The 19,153-nt window shown below is 70.7% G+C and carries 22 protein-coding genes; 7 read left to right on the top strand and 15 right to left on the bottom strand.

Features of this window, described 5'->3' with window-relative positions; genetic code table 11:
• Positions 1-9 precede the first annotated feature (9 nt).
• Positions 10-1,638 carry a long-chain-fatty-acid--CoA ligase gene (locus GWK16_RS12610; protein WP_170054305.1) on the top strand — a complete coding sequence of 543 codons (1,629 nt, stop codon included), beginning with the start codon at positions 10-12 and terminating at the stop codon, positions 1,636-1,638.
• A 24-nt stretch (positions 1,639-1,662) separates the two neighbouring features.
• Here GWK16_RS12610 and GWK16_RS12615 read toward each other — a convergent pair whose 3' ends face one another.
• A complete protein-coding gene (locus GWK16_RS12615; protein ID WP_170054306.1) occupies positions 1,663-2,493 on the bottom strand; it encodes a sulfite exporter TauE/SafE family protein in 831 nt (276 codons plus the stop codon).
• A 73-nt stretch (positions 2,494-2,566) separates the two neighbouring features.
• Here GWK16_RS12615 and GWK16_RS12620 point away from each other — a divergent pair, with 73 nt between their 5' ends.
• Together GWK16_RS12620 and cuyB are read left to right on the top strand one after the other, a co-directional pair.
• Complete coding sequence (locus GWK16_RS12620) at positions 2,567-3,328, top strand: sulfite exporter TauE/SafE family protein (RefSeq protein WP_170054307.1); 762 nt, start codon at positions 2,567-2,569, stop codon at positions 3,326-3,328.
• Positions 3,325-4,032, top strand: coding sequence for a cysteate racemase (gene cuyB / locus GWK16_RS12625; protein ID WP_170054308.1), 708 nt, complete (start codon positions 3,325-3,327; stop codon positions 4,030-4,032). The genes GWK16_RS12620 and cuyB overlap by 4 nt, the downstream gene beginning before the upstream one ends.
• 6 nt (positions 4,033-4,038) lie before the next feature.
• Here the strand turns inward: cuyB and GWK16_RS12630 are convergent, their stop codons facing one another.
• From GWK16_RS12630 to GWK16_RS12645, 4 genes are all read right to left on the bottom strand, one after another.
• The gene (locus GWK16_RS12630; RefSeq protein WP_170054309.1) at positions 4,039-4,383 is read right to left on the bottom strand and encodes a DUF1622 domain-containing protein; all 345 of its coding nucleotides are present in this window, start codon (positions 4,381-4,383) and stop codon (positions 4,039-4,041) included.
• Positions 4,384-4,580: 197 nt separating this feature from the next.
• Positions 4,581-5,252: an Mbeg1-like protein gene (locus GWK16_RS12635; protein ID WP_170054310.1), complete on the bottom strand. Its 672-nt coding sequence runs from the start codon at positions 5,250-5,252 to the stop codon at positions 4,581-4,583.
• 133 nt (positions 5,253-5,385) lie between these two features.
• The gene (locus GWK16_RS12640; RefSeq protein ID WP_168039606.1) at positions 5,386-5,625 is read right to left on the bottom strand and encodes a hypothetical protein; all 240 of its coding nucleotides are present in this window, start codon (positions 5,623-5,625) and stop codon (positions 5,386-5,388) included.
• A 132-nt stretch (positions 5,626-5,757) separates the two neighbouring features.
• A complete protein-coding gene (locus GWK16_RS12645; protein ID WP_170054311.1) occupies positions 5,758-6,831 on the bottom strand; it encodes a tartrate dehydrogenase in 1,074 nt (357 codons plus the stop codon).
• Positions 6,832-7,179: 348 nt separating this feature from the next.
• Here GWK16_RS12645 and GWK16_RS12650 point away from each other — a divergent pair, with 348 nt between their 5' ends.
• Positions 7,180-7,539 (top strand): hypothetical protein, encoded by a 360-nt coding sequence (locus GWK16_RS12650; RefSeq protein ID WP_170054312.1) that lies wholly within the window; start codon positions 7,180-7,182, stop codon positions 7,537-7,539.
• A gap of 10 nt (positions 7,540-7,549) precedes the next feature.
• On the opposite strand, the gene GWK16_RS12655 is transcribed toward GWK16_RS12650, so the two are convergent.
• The 3 genes from GWK16_RS12655 to GWK16_RS12665 are packed head-to-tail and all read right to left on the bottom strand — an operon-like array spanning position 7,550 to position 10,834.
• A complete protein-coding gene (locus GWK16_RS12655) occupies positions 7,550-8,173 on the bottom strand; it encodes a hypothetical protein (RefSeq protein WP_170054313.1) in 624 nt (207 codons plus the stop codon).
• A gap of 46 nt (positions 8,174-8,219) precedes the next feature.
• Positions 8,220-9,392: a glycolate oxidase subunit GlcE gene (glcE, locus tag GWK16_RS12660; protein ID WP_170054314.1), complete on the bottom strand. Its 1,173-nt coding sequence runs from the start codon at positions 9,390-9,392 to the stop codon at positions 8,220-8,222.
• Positions 9,389-10,834: an FAD-linked oxidase C-terminal domain-containing protein gene (locus tag GWK16_RS12665; protein ID WP_170054315.1), complete on the bottom strand. Its 1,446-nt coding sequence runs from the start codon at positions 10,832-10,834 to the stop codon at positions 9,389-9,391. Before GWK16_RS12665 ends, glcE begins: the two co-directional genes overlap by 4 nt.
• Before the next feature lie 120 nt (positions 10,835-10,954).
• Between GWK16_RS12665 and GWK16_RS12670 the strand changes: the two genes are divergently transcribed.
• Positions 10,955-11,341: a hypothetical protein gene (locus GWK16_RS12670; RefSeq protein WP_170054316.1), complete on the top strand. Its 387-nt coding sequence runs from the start codon at positions 10,955-10,957 to the stop codon at positions 11,339-11,341.
• A gap of 46 nt (positions 11,342-11,387) precedes the next feature.
• Here GWK16_RS12670 and ykgO read toward each other — a convergent pair whose 3' ends face one another.
• From ykgO to GWK16_RS12705, 7 genes are all read right to left on the bottom strand, one after another.
• Complete coding sequence (gene ykgO / locus GWK16_RS12675) at positions 11,388-11,513, bottom strand: type B 50S ribosomal protein L36 (RefSeq protein ID WP_137125466.1); 126 nt, start codon at positions 11,511-11,513, stop codon at positions 11,388-11,390.
• A gap of 141 nt (positions 11,514-11,654) precedes the next feature.
• Positions 11,655-12,188 (bottom strand): SRPBCC family protein, encoded by a 534-nt coding sequence (locus GWK16_RS12680; RefSeq protein WP_170054317.1) that lies wholly within the window; start codon positions 12,186-12,188, stop codon positions 11,655-11,657.
• On the bottom strand, positions 12,185-12,547 hold the full coding sequence (locus tag GWK16_RS12685; protein ID WP_170054318.1) for an ArsR/SmtB family transcription factor: 363 nt from the start codon (positions 12,545-12,547) through the stop codon (positions 12,185-12,187). The genes GWK16_RS12680 and GWK16_RS12685 overlap by 4 nt, the downstream gene beginning before the upstream one ends.
• 200 nt (positions 12,548-12,747) lie before the next feature.
• The gene (acdA, locus tag GWK16_RS12690) at positions 12,748-13,977 is read right to left on the bottom strand and encodes a 3-sulfinopropanoyl-CoA desulfinase (protein WP_170054319.1); all 1,230 of its coding nucleotides are present in this window, start codon (positions 13,975-13,977) and stop codon (positions 12,748-12,750) included.
• A 4-nt stretch (positions 13,978-13,981) separates the two neighbouring features.
• Positions 13,982-14,737, bottom strand: a complete 756-nt coding sequence (locus GWK16_RS12695) for a DUF533 domain-containing protein (RefSeq protein WP_170054320.1) — start codon at positions 14,735-14,737, stop codon at positions 13,982-13,984.
• A 32-nt stretch (positions 14,738-14,769) separates the two neighbouring features.
• Positions 14,770-15,675: a hydrogen peroxide-inducible genes activator gene (locus GWK16_RS12700; protein ID WP_170054321.1), complete on the bottom strand. Its 906-nt coding sequence runs from the start codon at positions 15,673-15,675 to the stop codon at positions 14,770-14,772.
• Between the two features lie 121 nt (positions 15,676-15,796).
• Positions 15,797-16,465 (bottom strand): helix-turn-helix domain-containing protein, encoded by a 669-nt coding sequence (locus GWK16_RS12705; RefSeq protein WP_211187342.1) that lies wholly within the window; start codon positions 16,463-16,465, stop codon positions 15,797-15,799.
• A 316-nt stretch (positions 16,466-16,781) separates the two neighbouring features.
• Here GWK16_RS12705 and GWK16_RS12710 point away from each other — a divergent pair, with 316 nt between their 5' ends.
• On the top strand, positions 16,782-17,543 hold the full coding sequence (locus GWK16_RS12710; protein WP_170054323.1) for an SDR family NAD(P)-dependent oxidoreductase: 762 nt from the start codon (positions 16,782-16,784) through the stop codon (positions 17,541-17,543).
• Between the two features lie 5 nt (positions 17,544-17,548).
• The gene (locus tag GWK16_RS12715; protein WP_170054324.1) at positions 17,549-19,141 is read left to right on the top strand and encodes an MBL fold metallo-hydrolase RNA specificity domain-containing protein; all 1,593 of its coding nucleotides are present in this window, start codon (positions 17,549-17,551) and stop codon (positions 19,139-19,141) included.
• Positions 19,142-19,153: the final 12 nt, after the last annotated feature.

Here is a 19,153-nt window from a genome sequence, read left to right on the forward strand (position 1 = left end):
GAATACGCCATGCTTGGCCTGATGCAGGACTGGCCGCTGTTGATGCACACGGTGCTGGACCACGCGGCGATCCAGCACCCGAAGCGAGAGGTCGTGACCCGCTCGGTCGAGGGCCCCTTCCACCGCACCGACTACGCCACCATCCGCGCCCGCGCCCTGCGGGTCGCGCAGCGCCTGGTGCGGGACGGCATCAGGCCCGGCGACCGCGTCGCGACGCTGGCCTGGAACACCTGGCGGCACCTCGAGGCATGGTACGGCATCGCCGGCGCCGGCGCGGTCTACCACACGGTCAATCCGCGGCTGTTCCAGGACCAGATCACCTGGATCATGAACCATGCCGGGTCGCGCATCATGATGCTCGACCTCACCTTCGTGCCGCTGGTCCAGGCGCTGGCCGACAAGCTGCCGCTGGTCGAGCGCTTCGTCATCCTGACCGACGCCGCGCACATGCCCCAGACGACGCTGCCCAATGCCGTCGCCTATGAGGACTGGATCGCCGAGGTGGACGGCGACTTCGCCTGGATGAAGGTGGACGAGCAGTCCGCGGCGGGCATCTGCTACACCTCCGGCACCACGGGCGACCCCAAGGGCGTGGTCTATTCGCACCGGTCCAACGTCATCCACGCCATGGTCTGCAACCAGGTGGACGCCTTCGGCCTGGGCGCGGCGGATCGCGTCATGCCGGTGGTGCCGATGTTCCATGCGAATGGCTGGTCGCTCGCGCTCTGCGCGCCGATGGTGGGCGCCGGGCTGGTCATGCCGGGGGCGAAGCTCGACGGCGCCTCGGTGCACGAACTGGTCGAGCGCGAGCGCGTCACCTTCTCGGCCGCCGTGCCCACGGTCTGGATGATGCTGCTGCAGCACATGGAAGCGACCGGGTCACGGATCGACAGCCTGCAGCGGGTCGCGATCGGCGGGTCGGCCTGCCCGGCGGCGATCACGAAGATGTATCAGGAGAAGTACGGCGTGCGCGTCATCCACGCCTGGGGCATGACCGAGCTCTCCCCGGTCGGCACGCTGTTCTCGGTCAAGCCGGAGGTGGCGCACCTCACGGGCGACGACATGCTCCGCCTGCAGGCGAAGCAGGGCACCCCGCCCTACACGGTCGAGATGAAGATCACCGACGACGAAGGGAAGGAACAGCCCTGGGACGGCGAGACCTTCGGCCGGCTGAAGGTGAAGGGCCCGGCCGTCGCCCGGCGCTACTTCCGGCGCGAGGAGGAGGAGATCCTCGACGAACAGGGCTTCTTCGACACCGGCGACGTCGCGACCATGGACGAGAACGGCTACATGGAGATCACCGACCGGTCGAAGGACGTCATCAAGTCCGGCGGCGAGTGGATCTCCTCCATCGCGCTCGAGAACGCGGCGGTGGGCTATCCCGGCGTGGCCGAGGCCGCGGTCGTGTCCATGAAGGACCCGAAATGGGACGAACGCCCGCTGCTGATCCTGGTGATGAAGCCGGGCGTGCTGTCGCCCACCCTCGCGCAGATGCGCGACTTCCTCGCCGACAAGGTCGCGAAGTGGTGGCTGCCCGACGACCTCGTGGTGGTGGACGAGATCCCGCACACCGCGACGGGCAAGATCCTCAAGACGAAGCTGCGGGAGATGTTCAAGGACCACCGGCCGGCGGCCTAGCGCCGCGCGGCCGGTTCGGCATCCTCAGGTGAACAGCTTCCAGAACATCCGGAGGCTGGTCACCGCGAGAAACACCGCGAAGGCGCGCTTCAGCCACAGCGGCGGGATGGTGTGCGCAAGGTGCACGCCCCACGGCGTTGCCAGGATCGAGGTCGGCGCGATCAGCGCGAAGCCGACCAGATTCACGTAGCCGATCGAATAGGGCGGCCGCAGCGGGTCCGACCAGCCGCCCCAGATGAAGCCGATCGTTGCCGGGATCGAGATGATCAGCCCGAAGGCCGAGGCGGTCGCGACCGCGCTGCGGATCGGCGCGCCGCACATCGACAGGATCGGCACGCCGAGCGTCCCGCCGCCGATCCCCATCATGGCGCTGACCGACCCGATGCCGAGGCCCAGCGCCTGCCGGGGCGGCCCCTCCGGCACGGTGTCGGTGATTTTGAACTCGACGCCGGTGAAGCCCATGTTCAGCGCCACCATCAGCGCCACCACGGCGAAGACCGCCGTCAGCCCCTCCCCCTTCACATAGACCGCGAGGAAGGTGCCGAGCGCCACGCCGGCCAGCATGGATGGCCAGATGGACCGCAGCAGCGCCACGTCCATCGCCCCCTTCGCGTAGTGCTTGCGCGCCGACTGGATCGAGGTCGGGATGATGGTCGCGAGCGAGGTCGCGACCGCGATCTTCATCTGGACGCTCTCCGGGATGCCGAAGAGCGGGAAGACGTTGAACAGCAGCGGCACAATGACGATGCCGCCGCCGACGCCGAGCAGCCCCGCCAGCGTGCCCGACACGAGCCCCGTTGCCGCCATCGCGGCCGCGAGGGCGAAAAGCCAAACGGGATCGTTGAGGTGTTCCATGGTCCGATGGTCCGGGATGGGCGGGAATGAGGAGACGTGGCATACACGCTGACCCATCCAGCGTCACCCCGCCTTGCCCTTCGTCACCGACCCCTGGTTCTACGCCCTCGCCATACCTGCCGTGCTCCTGACGGGCATCAGCAAGGGGGGCTTCGCCTCGGGCGCGGGAAACCTGCTGGTGCCGCTCATGGCCCTGACGGTGCCGGCACCGGTCGCGGCGGGCATCGCCCTGCCGCTGCTCTGCGCCATGGACATCTCGGGCGTGAAGGCGTGGTGGGGCAAATGGGACCACCGCGAGATGCGCGTGCTGATCCCCGGCGCGCTCGCCGGCATCCTCATCGGCGCCCTGACCTTCCGGTTCATGTCCGACCGGGCGATCCTGTCCATGGTGGGGGTGACCACCCTTCTGTTCCTCGGGCGCACGCTCTGGCTGTCGCGCCACCGCCTGCCGCCGCCGGCCGCGCCCCACGACCCGGTGAAGGGCGGGCTCTGCGCCGCGGCCTCCGGCTTCACCAGCACCATCGCCCATGCGGGGTCGCCGCCGCTCGCGATCTACCTCTATCCTCGCCGGCTCGATCGGCAGGTGATGGCGGCGACGACCGTCGTCTTCTTCGGGGTGATGAACTACGTGAAGCTCATCCCCTACTTCTTCCTCGGCAACCTCTCGCCCGGGAACCTCGCGACCAGCGCGGTGCTTCTCCCGCTCGCGCCCGTCGGCGTCTATCTTGGCATCTGGATGCAGAAGCACGTCCCCGACACGGTCTTCTACCGCGTGCTCTACGGGCTGCTGGCCGTGACGGGCGTGAAGCTGACCTGGGACGGAGTGTTCGGATGAGCGAAGCGCGGATCCTCGGCGTGCTGGGCGGCATGGGGCCGCTCGCCGGGGCCACCTTCATGCAGCGCCTGACGCTGCTCACACCCGCATCGCGGGACCAGGATCACATCCCCTCGATCCTGTGGTCCGACCCGCGGGTACCCGACCGCACGGCCGCACGCATCGCCGGCGGCGAGGACCCCCTGCCCTGGCTGATGCGCGGTCTCCGGGGCCTCGAGGCCGCCGGCTGCGGCGCAATCGCCATCCCCTGCAACACGGCCCATGGCTGGTTCGAGCCCATGCAGGAAGCGACCCGCCTGCCGATCCTGCACATCGTCCACGCCGCGGCGGACGAGCTCCTGCGCCTTGGCCTGACCGGCGGCACGGTCGGGCTGATGGCGACCAAGGGGACGCTGGCGATGCGGCTGTATCAGCCACGGCTCGAGGCGCGCGGCTTCGACTGCCTGGTCCCGACCGAGGAGGAGATGGACCGCATCGTCATGCCCTCCATCGACCTCGTGAAGGCGAACCGGATCTCGGAATCCTACGCCCCGCTCGCCGAGATCGCGCGCCGGCTGATCGCGCGCGGCGCCAAGGCCGTGGTGCTGGGCTGCACCGAGATCCCGCTCGGCATCGCGGCGGGGCCTGCGCTGCCCTTCCCCGTCGCCGACACCATCGACGCGCTGGCGCGCGCCTCGATCGCCTGGGCGAAGCCGGCGGCCTGACGGCGCTCACCGCCCGATGCGGGCGGCGTGTTCCATTTCGCGCTGCAGGAAGAAGTTCAACACGGTGCGCAGCGCGGCGATGGCGGCGAGCTTGCCGATCTCGTCCCAGCCGGGCGCGATGGCGGTGCGCAGGATGTCGGCCGCGAGCGCGAATTCGAGCGCGAGCATCAGCCACCGCGCGAGCCGCAGCCGCACCGCGTCGCCCATCGGCGTCGCCTCGCCGTCACCGGTGAGGAAGGCGCGCAGGAAGCCGAGCACCGCCTGGGCGACAGCCAGGGCGACGACGAGGACCGCCGCGGCCTCCACCGCCACGGCGACCCATTCGGTCGATTGCTTGATCACGTCATGCATGCGGCCAGGCCAGGGTCCCTTTGCCACGGCCGGCGCCTGCGACACCGCGACCGGGCCACCCCGGACGGCGTCCGACAAGGGTAGCCAGGCGGGCGTGAAGGCCGGCGCCGGACCCGGGACGCGCCGCGCGGCGCGGCGCGGTCCGGGACGGACGCTAGGACAGCCGCTGCGCTTCGACCACCATGGGCGCGCCTCGGCTACATGTTCTGACGCGTGATGAACGCCATGGCGACGGTATCGCGGAAGGCCGCCCGGTCGATCGCCTTCATGAAGGCCGCGCCGGTATGGGCGTTGAGGATGTTCATGCCGACATGCGGCAACGTGATGAGCGGCCCGATGTGGCGGCCCGGCGCGCGGCTCACCGGATCCCAGTTGACGCGGAAGTTCACGCCCTTCCGGAACCGCTGCGCCTCCCGGTTGTGCGCGAGGGCCCGACCCGCCGGCGGCGCGTTGTAGGTGATGAAGGGCATGTCGCACATCACGCCGACGACCTGCGCGAGAAAGCCGCCCAGGGAATGCCCCGTGACCATGATGAAGGCACGCGGATAGGCCGCCTGCATGCTGCGCGCGTATTCGATGCAGTCATGCGCGCGGTCGACCTCGGTGTTCATGCCGATCTGGACGTCGTCGACCTTCCAGTCCTTGGCACCCTTGGATCCGCGGAAGCTCAGGATGTACTGGTCGGCACCGCCGCTGAAGCGGTAGAAGCCGGCAGAACCGCCGCCGGCATCGCCGTCCTTGTGCCAGCCGAGGCGATCGTCGTTCTTCGGGTCGAAGAACCCGCCGAGCTGAACGCCGCCCTCGAAATCGTTGTTCTTATAGATAGCCTTGGCGGCCTCGGCCGTGTGCTTGACGGTGATGTACGCCATGTCGCCTGTCTCCGATCCGATGCAGCCAGCCTCGCGCAAGGCTATGTTGCGGCAGCGAATCCGTCGAGGTGTCGACAGGCTGGGGTGTGAACTGGTTCACACCGCGTGACGGCGCCGAAGAGCGCCGTTGGCGTCAATCGCAGAGGCAGCCGTCGGTCGGCCCGGTCTCACCGCGCACGATATGGTGATCGATCCATTCGGCCACCAGCCGCCGCGCCTCGTTCACCGAGGATTCCGGATGATGGATCCGATAGAGCGCCGTGCAGGCGCCGAAGGCGCTGAAGTCGCCCGACCCCTGCTCCCGCAGTTCCCGGTAGGCCGTCACCACCGCCCGTTCGCACCGCCGGGCGATGTGGCTGAAGTCGCGGCCCATGGCCAACCCTCCGACACATCAGTTGCGAATCACTCGCAACACTTGACCAGAGTAGCGACACCTGAACGCGCGTTCAAGTGACGGGGCCGTCATGGAGCCCCGCCCCGCGCAATGCCGGCCTGCGCTGCGGGATCAGCCCGCCGCGACGGCCTCCGCGATCGCCTTGCCGACATCCACCGTGCCCGCCTGGCCGCCCATGTCGCGGGTGCGGGGCCCGCCTTCGGCCAGCAGCCGCTCGATGGTGGCGACGATGCAGTCCGCCGCCTCCTTCTCGCCGAGGTGCTCGAGCATCATCGCCCCGGACCAGATCTGGCCGATCGGGTTCGCGATCCACTTGCCCGCGATGTCCGGCGCCGAGCCGTGCACCGGCTCGAACATCGAGGGGAAGGTCTTCTCCGGGTTGATGTTGGCGGAGGCCGCGATGCCGATCGACCCGGCCACCGCCGGCCCGAGGTCCGACAGGATGTCCCCGAACAGGTTCGATCCCACCACCACGTCGAACCAGTCCGGGTGCTGCACGAAGTGCGCGCACAGAATATCGATGTGGAACTGGTCGGTCGTCACGCCCGGGTAGTTCTTCGCCATCTCGGCGAAGCGCTCATCCCAGTAGGGCATGGTGAAGGTGATGCCGTTCGACTTGGTGGCAGACGTCACCTTCTTGCGCTTGCGCGTCATCGCCAGTTCGAAGGCATACCTGATCACCCGGTCACAGCCGATGCGCGTCATCACAGTCTGCTGGGAGACGAATTCGCGATCCGTGCCGGGGAACATCCGACCGCCGATGGAGGAGTATTCGCCCTCGGTGTTCTCGCGCACCACGTAGAAGTCGATGTCCTCGGGCCCGCGGTTGGCGAGCGGGGTCTTCGAACCCGGCAGCAGCTTGCAGGGGCGCAGGTTCACATACTGGTCGAACTGCCGGCGGATCGGGATCAGCAGGCCCCACAGCGAGACGTGGTCCGGGACGCCGGGCCAGCCCACCGCGCCGAGGAAGATGGAGTCGCTGTCGCGCAGCCGGTCCATGCCGTCATCCGGCATCATCTTGCCGGTCTGCGCATAGGTCTCGCAGGACCAGTCGTAGTGGACCAGGTCCAGGTCGAAGCCGAAGCGGCGGGCGGCGGCGTCGAGCACGCGCAGCCCCTCGGGCGTGGTCTCCTTGCCGATCCCGTCGCCCGGAATCACCGCGATCCTGTGCTTGCGCGCCGCCATGGCCGTTTCCTTCGAGTCGTTGGCTGAGGCGGAGGGTGGCGGCGGGACGGCCCGCACACAATCCCCGCGGCAACGCCGGCGGCACCGACGAGGCCTGAATCATGTCGTGGCACAGCCGGTCCGCATCTCCATTCTTGCGGGCAGGTGGCGATCCTGTGCGCGCCGTCACGGAACGGGAGGCGAGACACGGCCATCTGGCGTGGTAAATCAGCGGCACCGACCGTGGGGCCCTCGATCCACCTCGACTTCAAGGCTTTGGGCGGCACCACAACGCGGAAAGCTGCGCGCGCTTCGTCATGGTGGCGGTCCTCTGTCCGCGATCCCACCCGACCGAGGAGGAGACGTTTGATGTCACGATCCCTGGGCGTCCTCCTCGCTCTCGTCCTGGCGCTCACGGCCTGTTCCGAGGACTTCACCGAGGCCAAGCCCGCGAATGGCGGCAACGAGCGCACGCTGAGCCGCACCGAGCTGCGCTGGTGCATGTTCAACGACATCCGGATCGAGGCGGCGCGCCCCGACATGCGCGGCGCCAAGCAGGGCCAGGTGCAGGCCTTCAACGCCGCGGTCACCGAATGGAACGCCGCGTGCCGCGCCTACCGTTACAGCCGCGGCGACCGCGAGGCGGTCCAGCGCCAGATCGAGGCCCGGCGCCAGCAGCTCGAGACCGAGGGCAAGGCGCGCTTCTCGGTGCGCGAGGCCGGCGGATAGGCGCTCGCGCTCAGGGCGGCAGGTAGGTCCAGACCGCCACCGCGCCCACCCATGTTCCGTCCGTCCCCGTCCGGCAGGGTGCGACGGCCTGGCCCCACGTCCCGTAGGTGGTCGTCACCTCCCCCACGAAGTCGAAGCGATGGAGGAAGGGGCGTTCGATGATCCGGCCCGCAGGGTCGTTGCTCTGCGCGAGCCGCTGCAGCCATAGCCAGGAGATCGACAGGCGCGATGGCGCATCGGCCGGCGTGCCGGCCGGACGCGCCACCTCCACGCGCACGAAGGGGGACACCGCCCGCTGCATCGGCTCGCCGGCGCTGGTGTAGCCGGTGACGTAGACGGTGCTGAGCTGCGCGGTCGAACTGAGCTCGCCATTCGAATCCAGCCGCAGGACGTGGTCGTAGAAGGTCCGCAGCCCCGGCGCGAGGTCGTAGGGCGGAGACGTCGCGAGCGACAGCGTCCGCGACTGCTCCGCGAGCCGGGCGGTCCGGCCGCCGCAATCCTGGGCGTTGATCCCCTCCACCGTCACGACGGTGACATCGATGTGGTCCCCGGCCGCCTGGGCGGCGGCGGGCAGCGGCACACCCAGGGCGACCGCGAGAGCGAAGGAGCGCAGCGAGCGCGGCAGGGATGACATGGGGCTCAGTCTTGCACGCCCAGGTTGCGGTTTGGCACCCCCGGCGTCAGGCGCCGGCGCGCATCCGACCCGGATTGAGAATTCCCGCCGGATCCAGCGCGGCCTTCACCCGCCGCCCGATGGCGGCGAGCGGGGCCGGTTCCTGCGGCAGGACGGCGACGGACTGCCGCAGATCCTCCGGGGCACGGAACAGCGTGCAGGCGCCACAAGACGCCTCGGCCGCTGCAACCAGCGCGGCATGTGCCGCGGCCGTCGCCGGCGCGGCCACCCAGGCGAGACCCCCGCCCCAGTCGAGCAGGGCGCGGCCGCCCAGCGCGCCCGCGGCCGCGACCACCGCCGGTCCGGCCGATGGACGGACCGACAGGCGCCAGATCGCCTCCCCCGGCTGGGCGGCGAGCGGCGTCGCGTCGCGCACGTCGCGCCACAAGGCGCGGCTTGCCTCGCCCTCGATCGTCGTCAGCGCGCCGAAGCCGGCCAGCGTCTCGCGCAGCCGGCCGATGCGGTAGGTCACGGACGGCGCGAAATCCTCGATCCGCAGCGCCGCGAGCAGCGGTTCCCCCGGCACCAGCGCCGCGCCCGAGACGCCGAAGGGGCTCCCCAGCCCCGCCGACAGCGCCCGCACGCCGGCCGCTGCATCCGGCACCGCGACCAGCAGCGTCGCCGTCGCCTCCGGTGCGGGCAACACCTTCAGCGTGATCTCCGTCATCACGCCGAGCGTCCCGTAGGACCCCGCGAGCAGCTTGCAGAGATCGAGACCGGTGACGTTCTTCAGCACCCGCCCGCCCGACCGCAGCACCTCCCCCGTCCCGTTCACGAAGCGGATGCCGAGGACGTGGTCGCGCATCGCGCCCCAGGTGATGCGCCGCGGCCCCGACAGGTTCGCCGCGACGATGCCGCCCAGCGTCGCCGGCCGGTCGCTGCCGAAGATCGCGCGCGTGTCGGGTGGCTCGGCAATCAGGTGCTGGCCCTTCTCGGCCAGCGCGGCCTCGATCTGAGGGATCGGCGTGCCGGCGCGTGCGGACAGCACGAGTTCGGCGGGCCGGTAGAGCGTGATGCCCGAGAGGTTGCGCGTCGAGACGGTGCGCGCGGCCTGCACCGGGCGCAGCAGGCCGCGCTTCGATCCGTTGCCCTCGATCGCGACCGGCTCGCGCGCGGCATGGGCGGCGGCGATGGCGGCGGCGAGGCCGTCCTCGTCCGCGGGAGCGATGAGGTCGCTCATTCGGCGGCCAGCGGCACGGGCGCGCCTTCCAGCGGGAAGACCTTGGACGGGTTGAGCAGCCATTGCGGATCGAAGGCGGTCTTGATCGCGCGCTGCTGGTCCAGCTCCCGCGCGGTGAACTGCACCGTCATCAGGTCGCGCTTCTCGACGCCGACGCCGTGCTCGCCCGTCAGGCAGCCGCCGACCTCGACGCAGAGCTTCAGGATGTCGCCGCCGAAGGCCTCCGCCTTGCGGAAGGATTCCGGATCGTTGGCGTCGAACATGATCAGCGGGTGCAGGTTGCCGTCGCCGGCATGGAACACGTTCGCGACGCCAAGGCCGTATTGCGTGCTCATCTCCCCGATGCGCTTCAGCACGAAGGGCAGTTCCGAGGTCGGGATGGTCCCGTCCATGCAGAGGTAATCCGGGCTGATGCGCCCCACCGCGCCGAAGGCGCCCTTGCGCCCCTTCCAGATGGCGAGCGACTGCTCGGCGGATTCGGCGACCTTCAGGCTGATCGGGTCGAAGCGCTCGCAGATCGCCTTGATGCGGTTCAGCAGGTCGTCCTGCTCCGCGACCGAGCCCTCCACCTCGATGATCAGCATCGCCTCGGCATCGAGCGGATAGCCGGCGTGGGCGAAGGCCTCGCAGGCATGGATGCAGGGCTTGTCCATGAACTCGAGCGCGACAGGGATGATGCCGGACCCGATGATGGCGTCCACGGCCGCGCCGGCGATCTCGGTGCCCTTGAAGGCCGCGAGCATGGCGCGCGCGCCTTCCGGCCCGCGCAGGATGCGCACGGTGACTTCGGTGACCATCCCCAACTGGCCTTCCGAACCGGTGATCAGCCCGAGCCAGTCGTATCCCGCGGCGTCGAGATGCGCGCCGCCGATGTCGATGATCTCGCCCTCGATGGTGACGAACTTCACGCCGAGCAGATTGTTCGCGGTGACGCCATACTTCAGGCAATGCGCGCCGCCCGAGTTCATCATCACATTGCCGCCGATCATGCAGGCGAGCTGGCTCGACGGATCGGGCGCGTAGAAGAATCCGTCGCCCTCCACCGCCTTGGTGATGCCGATGTTGGTGACGCCCGCCTCGACCACGGCGAAGCGGTCATCGAGGTCGATCTCGAGGATTCGGTTCATGCGCATCAGCCCGACGACGACCGCATCCGCCAGCGGCAGCGCACCACCCGACAGCGAGGTCCCCGCCCCCCGCGGCACCACGCGCACGCCGGTCTCGTGGCAGTAGCGCAGCACGGCGGCGACCTGCCCCGTCGTCGTCGGCAGCACGACCGCGAGCGGCACCTGGCGATAGGCGGCGAGGCCGTCGGTTTCATAGGGCTTGAGCCGCGTCGGCTCGCCGATCACCCCGTCCCCGGGCACGATGGTGCGAAGGGCCGCGACGATCTCCTCGCGCCGGGCGAGGATCTCAGGCTTGGGGGCGGGCAGCGCGATCACGGCGGCATTCCTCTCGATGCGCGGAAGATGCGCATCGCGGACGGACGGGGCAAGCATTGCCTCGGCGGGGCCGAAGCGTGCAGGCTCGGCCCCGGAACGATCCTGGGGAGACCGACCGAGATGCGACCCACCCTCGCCACCGCGGCCTTGCTGGCCGCCCTCTCAGGCCCCGCCCTCGCCCAGCAGGCCGGGACCTATGCGGTCGAGGGCCAGGGCGCCGACGGGTCGCGCTACCAGGGCACGGCGACGCTCGCTTCGACCGGCAACAACACCTGGCGGGTCACCTGGCAGGTCGGCGGCGACCGCGCGCAGGGCGTCGGCTTCCTGATCCCGGAAGGCCCGCTGCTGGTGGTCGGCTATGTCCTGGGGAACCAGATCGGCGCGGCGGCCTATGCCGTGCAGCCGGACGGCAGCCTCCGCGGCACCTGGACGCAGGGCCAGGGCGGCGGCATCGGGGCCGAGATCCTGACGCCGGCCGGCGGCGGTGGCGCCGCCCCGCGCAAATAGAAAGGGGGGCCGAGCCCCCCTTCGCAGCCTCGAGAGGCCCGGGGCCTCAGCCCTGGCGGGCCTTCAGGCGCGGGTTCTTCTTGTTGATGACGTAAACGCGGCCGCGGCGACGCACCAGGACGCAGTTCTTGTCGCGGGTCTTCGCGGTCTTCAGGGAATTGCGGATCTTCATGGCTTACCTCGTGAGGCCGCGCTTCTAGGAGGGCGGTTGCGGCAAGTCAACCTCGCAGCGCGCCGCAACCGTGCCGATCCGCCCGATCCGACCACACTGCCGCGGGAACCCGGCGTGGCGGATCGGATCGGGCGTGACGCGTCACTCCGCGATGCGGGCCGCGTACTCCGCCTTCAGGCGCAGCCATTCGTCCCAGAAGGGCGGCGGCACCGTGCCCGACACGCGCGCGGCCAGGACGTCGAGATGGGCATGCCAGCCGGCCGACACCTTCAGCAGCAGGTCGCGATCCGGCAGGCGGCGGTGGGTGATCGTCAGCAGCACCTTCTGGCCCACCGGCGCGAGTTCGAAGGTCACCCCGTCGCTGCGTCCCCAGGTGACTCCGAGTCGGCGCGGCGCGTCGAGTTCGGTGATCCAGCATTCCAGACGGTGCTCCGCGTCGAAGCCCTCGGGGCGCCGGCTCGGCGGGTCGTTCAGCTCGTCGTTGCGCCAGATGAACTCGAAGGCCGCACCGACCCGCATCTCCATCTCGCCTGCCGCGAGCCACTGCCGCCGCAGGTCGCTGTCGGTGATGTAGGCCCAGACCCGCTCGATCGGTCCGGGAAGCAGGCGCTGGATCTGCAGCGTCATGGGCTCGGTCAGGACGCCATGGGCGTCCAGCGTCGCGAGGTCGTTCATCGGTCGTCTCCTGTCCTTGGGGGGGTTTTCTCGGCCTCCTCCCGAAGGAGGCGTTCGAGCTCGTCGAGGCGGCCCGTCCAGAACCGCTCGTAGAAGCCGAGCCACTGATGGGCCGTGGCCAACGGCCCGGGCTCGAGGCGGCAGTAGTGGGTGCGGCCGCGCACCTCGCGCCGGAGCAGGCCGGCATTCTCCAGCGCCTTCACGTGCTTCGACGCCGCCGCCAGCGAGATGGCGAAGGGCTCGGCGAGTTGGCCGACCGTCCGCGCACCGCCGGCCAGGTCCCGCAGCATCCTCCGGCGGGTCGCATCGCCGAGCGCGTGGAAGACGGCATCGAGTGGCGGGGAATTCAATTCAACCATGAGGTTGAATATCGGGGCGCAGCGCGAAATAGTCAACCAAATAGTTAAATGTTTTCGTGATGACGGCGTATGCGCAGCGCCCGGCCGGCCCGCAGCCCCGTGAAAGCCTCAAGAACAGGAGCATCCGGCGACCCTTCGGTCTCCGGAGCGCCGGATCCTGCGCGAGCGACGCCGGGAGGGCGGACGCCCTCCCCGCCTCCTCAGTCCGCGGCCGACCGGCGCGCGGCGCGCTCTTCCTCCGCGATGCGCACGAACCCGTCGCGCGTCTGCGGCAGCTTCCGGCCCAGGATCTGCTCGGCGACCTGCGTGCGCAGCACCTGCGCCGTCCCACCCGCGATGGCGAACATCCGCGCGTCGCGGACGTAGCGCTCCATCGGGTTGTTCCGCGAATACCCGGCCGCGCCCCAGACCTGCAGCGCGTTGTTGGTGACGCGGATCGCCATGTCGGCGGCCATCACCTTCGCCTGCGCCGCGGCGAGCCGGTCCGGGAAGCCGTTCGGCCCGGCCGAGCGCGCCGCGCGCCACACCAGCGCGCGGGACGCCTCCACCTCGATCGACATGTCGGCGAGCATCCAGGCGAGGCCCTGGAACTCCGCGATCGGGCGGCCGAACTGGCGCCGCGCCTGGGCGCGCTCCAGCGCATGGTCGTAGGCCCCGGCCGCGAGGCCGAGCGCGACCGTCGCCGCGCCGACGCGTTGGCCGTTATAGGCGTCCATCAGCCGCCCGAAGCCGCGCGCCCAGCCGCCGGGCGGGCGCAGCACCATCGAATCCGGCACCACCAGGCCGCGCATGGTCACGTCGGCCTCTGGCATGCCGCGCAGGCCCATGGACGGGATGCGCCGCGCCTCCATCCCTGGCGGCATGGCGTCGCCGTCGCGCACGACGATGAAGCCGCCGACGCCCCTCTCCTCCCCGTCCTCGATGACGCGGGCGAAGACCAGATGCAGGCGGGAGATGCCGCCGCCGGTGATCCAGGTCTTGTCCCCGTCGATCACCCAGGAATCGCCGCGCTTCACCGCGCGCGTCCGCATGTCGGTGGCTGCGGACCCGGCCTCGGGCTCGGTGATCAGAATGGCCGGCTTGTCGCCGGACAGCACGCATTCGGCGGCGATCTTCTTCTGCGCCGGGGTGCCGTAGGCCATGATCGCGCCGATCGCGCCCATGTTCGCCTCGACCGCGATGCGGCCGCAGACCGAACAGGCCTTCGAGAATTCCTCGATGACGAGGACCGCGTCGAAATAGGACAGGCCCGGCCCGCCCCATTCCTTCGGCACGGTCAGGCCGAGGAAGCCGGCCTCGGTCATCCGGCGGACCATCGGCCAGGGATACTGCTCGGACCGGTCGGTCTCCGCCGCCTGAGCCGCGGCCTCGCGGGCCAGTTCGCGCGCCCGGTCGCGCAGCCGGGCTTCCGCCTCGTTCAGGCCGTGCATGGTGTCATCCTCCCCTGATGCGGCGCTCGATCGCCTCGGTGGCGGCGCGGTCGAGCCGCAGCGCCTTGGCGAAGGCATCGAGCCAGGCGCGTTCGGCGCCTTCGATGGTGCCCGCCCCGGCCACCGCCGCGGCATAGACCTGCGCCGCGAGCATCGGATCGGCGGCCTCGCGCGCCAGCGCCTCGGCCGTCACGCTTCGGTCGAACTCGGCGAGCACAGCATCGCGCGCGACGCTGCCGAGGCCGGCCGCGTCGAGTTGATCGGCGATGCGCGCCCGTTCCTCGGCATCCACATGCCCATCCGCCTTCGCCGCGGCGATCATCGCGCGGAGCATCAGCACCCCCTCGCGGTCCTCTGCCGCGATCGGCGGCGGCGCAGGCGCGCCGGGCACCGGGGACCAGGCATCGGTCGGCCCGGGCTTGGCGGGTGCGGGCGCCGTGTCGCCCCAGGGTCCGCTGCGTGGGACGCTGCCGCGGGCCGGCGGCGCGGATTTGGGCCCGCCCGGCAACGGCGCCGGCTTGCCGGACGGCGCCGGCTGCCCCCACGGATCACCCTTGCCGCGCGGCGGCGGCGCGGGCGCCGGCGTCGGCTGCTGCTGGGACCGCGTCATCGCCTCGATCGCCACGCCGGCCAGCATCGCCAGCGCGCGCCCCAGATCCTGCTGGCCCCGCGATGAACTGCGGCGCCGCGTCGTGCCGCGCGCGGCGGACCCGCCGCCGAGCACCGAACCGAGAACGTCACCGAGGTCGAACCGCGCCATGCCGGAGGCTCCCTTGGCCCTCTCAGGCCTTGCTAGCGTTCGGACAGCGCCGCGGCAATGGAGGGGGCGAGCGCGCGGAACTCCTCCGCACGCGGGCTGCGGGCGCGCCATGCGAGTCCGATGCGCCGCCCGAACGTGCCGGTGAGCGGCCGCACGGCGACCTCCGCTCCGGCGGTGACGCCGCCGGCCACCGCGAGCCGCGGCAGCAGGGTGATGCCGAGCCCGCCACCGACCATCTGCACCAGCGTATGGAGAGACGTCGCCGCGAACTCCTGCGACGTCGCGGTGCCGGGCAGGCCACAGGCCGACAAGGCGTGATCCCGCAGGCAATGCCCGTCCTCGAGCAGCATGACGCGCTCGCCCGCCAGCGCCCCCGGCGTCACTTCCTCCCGCGCCGCGAGCGGATGGGCCGTCGGCAGCGCCACCGAGAACGGATCCTCGGCGATCGTCATCGTCTCCACGTCGCCGCAGTCGCAAGGCAGGGCCAGGAGCAGCAGGTCCAGCCGGCCGCCTTCGAGGCCTTCGACCAGCCGCTCGGTCAGGTCCTCGCGCAGGAAAAGCCGCAGCCGGGGAAAGGACTGGCGCAGACGCGGCATCAGCCGGGGCAGCAGGAACGGCCCGATGGTCGGGATGGTGCCGAGGCGCAGCGGCCCGGTCAGCGGGTCCCGCGCCGTCTCCACCGCCTCGACGAAGGCCGTGAGCGCCGACAGGACGGAACGGGCCCGGCCCACCAGGTCACGGCCGAGGGGCGTGAAGACCGGTCGCTTGCCGCCGGTGCGCTCGAGCAACGCGGCGTCGAGCTGGCGCTCCAGGGCCAGGATGCCGGCGGACAGGGTCGATTGGGTGACGGCGCAGGCGCTGGCGGCGCGGCCGAAATGGCCGTGCTCGGCGAGCGCGACGAGATAGCGAAGCTGTTGGGGACTCGGCAGGGCGGTCATGGCCACACAAATTAGGCCGAAACGGCCCATTTTCATGCGCCAGGGGACGCATCACTTTCTATGGAAATATCATGTCCAGGTTGAAATGGAAACTGGCAGCACGCGCGGGAGTAGTGCGCGCCTAGGCGGCGTCGGCGCCCTCGCCGCTCCCGAGATGGATGAGGGAGACCCGGTCCACCAGTTCGATACCGGAATGCCCGTGCAGGCGGATCCAGCCGCGCTTGCGGAAGGCGGAAATCGCCCGGCTTACCGTCTCGAGCGTCAGGCCGAGGAACTCGCCCATGTCGGCGCGCGTCGCCGGCAGCTCGAAGACGGGGCCGACATGCCCGCGCCGTTCCTGTGCCTCGGCCAGCGACACCAGGAAGGCGGCGACCCGCTCCTCGGCGCTGAACCGCCCGAGGGCCAGGATATGGTCCTGGCTCTGGGCCAGTTCCCGCAGGCAGAGATCGAGGAACCGGCGTTCCATCGCCGGATAGCGACGGAAGAGCTGTTCGAGCCGGCGGCGGTCCAGGCGGCAGACATTGCCCCGCGTCAGCATCTCGGCGCCGAAGGCGTGTTCCGTCTCGGGCGTGAAGCCGAGGATGTCGCCGGCGAAGCGGAAGCCGATCACGGCCTGGCGGCCATCGGGCAGGACGCGGGTCAGCCGCGCCATGCCCTCGGTCAGGGTGAAGACGTGGCGCGCAGGGTCGCCCTGGTGGAAGATCGCATCGCGGGGGTCGAGCGCCAGGCGCTCGCTTTCACCCGCCATGTCGTCGAGCGCAGCGGCATCCAGCGGCGCGCACAGGCCCACCGACCGGGAACCGCATTTCATACAGACGCTTGCGTCGCTTCCGAGGCCGTCCATCAGGGCGCGCGTAGCGTCGAGTGGATGCATGATGCGCCTTCACCTGCCGCTGACGGCCCTCTGGGCCGCATCTCCCCATGCCCGACCCGGGCGGTGGGAGTGTCGTTCGGGTGTTGCGATAGATCAAGAACAATCGAATGGATAGAGGGGCCTAGCAACGCATGGCAGGGAGAGGCGGAACGCAGCCCGTTGCGCCTTTCCGCGCAACGTCGAGACTGGGTTCCGACAACATCGCGGGACATCTGCCCGCGCGGGAGACGCCATGACCCTCGCCGCCCCTGATTTTCGTCTCGACGGACGCCGGATCCTCGTCACCGGCGCCTCGCGTGGCATCGGTCGCGCCATCGCCCTCGCCGCGGCGGCGAGCGGTGCCGAGGTGGTCATCGCCGCGCGCCGCCGCGCCGGACTGGACGAGGTGGCGGCGCTGATCGACCGCGACGGCGGACGGTCGACGACCCTGCCCTTCGACGCCGCCGACGCCGCGGACATCCGCCGCGCGGTCGCCATGGCCGGCCCCCTCGACGGCCTGGTGAACAACGCCGGCAGCGTAACGCGCGAACCCTTCCTGGAAGCGAGCGAATCCGAGATGGACCGCGTGCTCGGGCTCAACGTGAAGGGCGCGACCATCGTCGCTCAGGAGGTCGCGCGCGGCATGGCCAGGGCCGGCACGAAGGGCGCGATCGTCAACATCGCCTCGGTCGCCGGGCTGGTCGGCGCGCGGAACCGCAGCCTCTATGCCGCCACCAAGCACGCGCTGATGGGGCTGACGCGCGCGATGGCGCTGGAGCTCGGTCCGCTCGGCATCCGCGTGAACGCCGTTTGCCCGGGATTGGTGAACACGCCGCTCGCCGCCGACCTGATGGCCGACGAGGCCTTCGTCGCCGCGACGCGCAAGCGCATCCCGCTCGGCCGCATCATGGAACCCGATGACATCGCCGGCCCGGCGGTGTTCCTCCTCTCGGCCGCATCGTCCGGCATCACCGGCATCGCGCTGCCGGTCGATGGCGGCGTGACCGCGGAGTAGCCACCATGCCCGTCACCGTCCGCGCCTGCGGCGCCGCCCGCACCGTCACCGGCCTGTCGCTGCTGTTCGAAACGCCGCGCACCCGCTTCCTGGTCGATTGCGGGATGTTCCAGGGCCCCAAGACGCTGAAGGCCCTGAACTGGGAGCCCTTCCCCTACCGCCCGCGCGACATCGCGGCCGTCCTGCTGACGCATGCGCATATCGATCATTCCGGCCTGCTGCCGAAGCTTGTGAAGGAAGGCTTCCGCGGCCCGATCCACACCAGCGGGCCCACCGTCGACCTTTGCGCCGTGATGCTGCCGGACTCGGGGCATGTGCAGGAGATGGAGGTGAAGCACCTCAACCTCCGGAACCGCCGCCGGGGCCGCGGCGAGGTCGAGCCGATCTACACCGCCAACGACGCCGTCGCGTCCCTGCGCGCCTTCCGCAGCGTCCCGATGGATCGCTGGCTGGAGTTCGACGAACTGCCCGGCGTCCGCGCCCGCTGGTGGAACGCCGGGCACATGCTCGGATCGGCCTCGATCGAGTTGGAGTTCCAGGAGGAGGAGACCGTCCGCGTGCTGGTCTCGGGCGACCTCGGCCCGGATTGCTCGGTCTTCCAGCATGATCCGCAGGGGCCCGAGGCGCTCGACCACGTCTTCCTCGAGAGCACCTATGGCGACGAGGACAAGCCCTGCGTCGACCACGCCGAGCGGCGCGCGCGCCTCGAAGGGCTGGTGCGCGAGGCGATGCACCCCGACGGCGCCCTGCTGATCCCGGCCTTCGCGGTCGAACGCACCCAGGAAATCTGCTGGGACCTGGTCACGCTGATGCAGTCGGGGCGCATCCCGAAGGCGCCGATCGTGGTGGACAGCCCGCTCGCCATCCGCGCGACCGAGGTGTTCCTCGAACACGCGGCCTCGCTCGAGAACGGTCGGTCGGTGCGCCGTGCCCTGCGGTCCCCCCTGCTGCAGTTCACCGAGAGCGGCGAGCAGTCGCGCCGCATCGCGGAGATGGAAGGCTTCCACATCGTCATCGCCGGGTCCGGCATGTGCGATGCGGGCCGCATCCGCCACCACCTCAAGCGCTGGCTCTGGGCCCCCGAAGCGACGGTGCTGATGACCGGCTTCCAGGCCGAGGGCACGCTCGGCCGGCTGCTGCTGGACGGCAAGGAGGAGGTGCGCATCCAGGGCGAGACCATCCGCGTGGGCGCCAGGATCCGACAGATCCGCGATTACTCCGGCCACGCGGACGCACCGGAACTGGCCGCCTGGCTGAAGGCGCGCGCGCCGGTCGGGGGAAGCGTCTTCCTGGTGCATGGTGAACCGCCGGCGATGGAGGCGCTTGCGGCGCGCCTCACCGCGGACGGCGTGGCTCGGCCGGGTCAGGTCCTGCAGCCCGCGCTGGACGATACCTTCATCCTGCCGAAGGGCAGCCCGGCGCGGCCGCGGGATGCGGCGCGCCGCCGCCCGGATCCGGCCGCGGCCGGCAGGCCCGATTGGCACAACAAGCGCGCCGCCCTGCTGCTCGCGATCGAGGATGCGCTCGAAAAGGCGCCGGACACCGCGGCGCGGGAGGCCCTGATGGCCCGCCTGCGGACGACCATGGAGACGCATTGACGCGGCGGGCGG

The organism is Neoroseomonas marina, assembly GCF_012927745.1.
GTDB classification, from domain to species: domain Bacteria; phylum Pseudomonadota; class Alphaproteobacteria; order Acetobacterales; family Acetobacteraceae; genus Neoroseomonas; species Neoroseomonas marina.

Bases quoted from the DNA above. Each gene is read 5' to 3' on its own strand.
- GWK16_RS12610 (WP_170054305.1), top strand. From the start codon at position 10: ATGCTTGGCCTGATGCAGGACTGGCCGCTGTTGATGCACACGGTGCTG.
- GWK16_RS12615 (WP_170054306.1), bottom strand. From the start codon at position 2,493: ATGGAACACCTCAACGATCCCGTTTGGCTTTTCGCCCTCGCGGCCGCG.
- cuyB (WP_170054308.1), top strand. From the start codon at position 3,325: ATGAGCGAAGCGCGGATCCTCGGCGTGCTGGGCGGCATGGGGCCGCTC.
- GWK16_RS12630 (WP_170054309.1), bottom strand. From the start codon at position 4,383: ATGCATGACGTGATCAAGCAATCGACCGAATGGGTCGCCGTGGCGGTG.
- GWK16_RS12635 (WP_170054310.1), bottom strand. From the start codon at position 5,252: ATGGCGTACATCACCGTCAAGCACACGGCCGAGGCCGCCAAGGCTATC.
- GWK16_RS12640 (WP_168039606.1), bottom strand. From the start codon at position 5,625: ATGGGCCGCGACTTCAGCCACATCGCCCGGCGGTGCGAACGGGCGGTG.
- GWK16_RS12645 (WP_170054311.1), bottom strand. From the start codon at position 6,831: ATGGCGGCGCGCAAGCACAGGATCGCGGTGATTCCGGGCGACGGGATC.
- GWK16_RS12650 (WP_170054312.1), top strand. From the start codon at position 7,180: ATGTCACGATCCCTGGGCGTCCTCCTCGCTCTCGTCCTGGCGCTCACG.
- GWK16_RS12655 (WP_170054313.1), bottom strand. From the start codon at position 8,173: ATGTCATCCCTGCCGCGCTCGCTGCGCTCCTTCGCTCTCGCGGTCGCC.
- glcE (WP_170054314.1), bottom strand. From the start codon at position 9,392: ATGAGCGACCTCATCGCTCCCGCGGACGAGGACGGCCTCGCCGCCGCC.
- GWK16_RS12670 (WP_170054316.1), top strand. From the start codon at position 10,955: ATGCGACCCACCCTCGCCACCGCGGCCTTGCTGGCCGCCCTCTCAGGC.
- ykgO (WP_137125466.1), bottom strand. From the start codon at position 11,513: ATGAAGATCCGCAATTCCCTGAAGACCGCGAAGACCCGCGACAAGAAC.
- GWK16_RS12680 (WP_170054317.1), bottom strand. From the start codon at position 12,188: ATGAACGACCTCGCGACGCTGGACGCCCATGGCGTCCTGACCGAGCCC.
- GWK16_RS12685 (WP_170054318.1), bottom strand. From the start codon at position 12,547: ATGGTTGAATTGAATTCCCCGCCACTCGATGCCGTCTTCCACGCGCTC.
- acdA (WP_170054319.1), bottom strand. From the start codon at position 13,977: ATGCACGGCCTGAACGAGGCGGAAGCCCGGCTGCGCGACCGGGCGCGC.
- GWK16_RS12695 (WP_170054320.1), bottom strand. From the start codon at position 14,737: ATGGCGCGGTTCGACCTCGGTGACGTTCTCGGTTCGGTGCTCGGCGGC.
- GWK16_RS12700 (WP_170054321.1), bottom strand. From the start codon at position 15,675: ATGACCGCCCTGCCGAGTCCCCAACAGCTTCGCTATCTCGTCGCGCTC.
- GWK16_RS12710 (WP_170054323.1), top strand. From the start codon at position 16,782: ATGACCCTCGCCGCCCCTGATTTTCGTCTCGACGGACGCCGGATCCTC.
- GWK16_RS12715 (WP_170054324.1), top strand. From the start codon at position 17,549: ATGCCCGTCACCGTCCGCGCCTGCGGCGCCGCCCGCACCGTCACCGGC.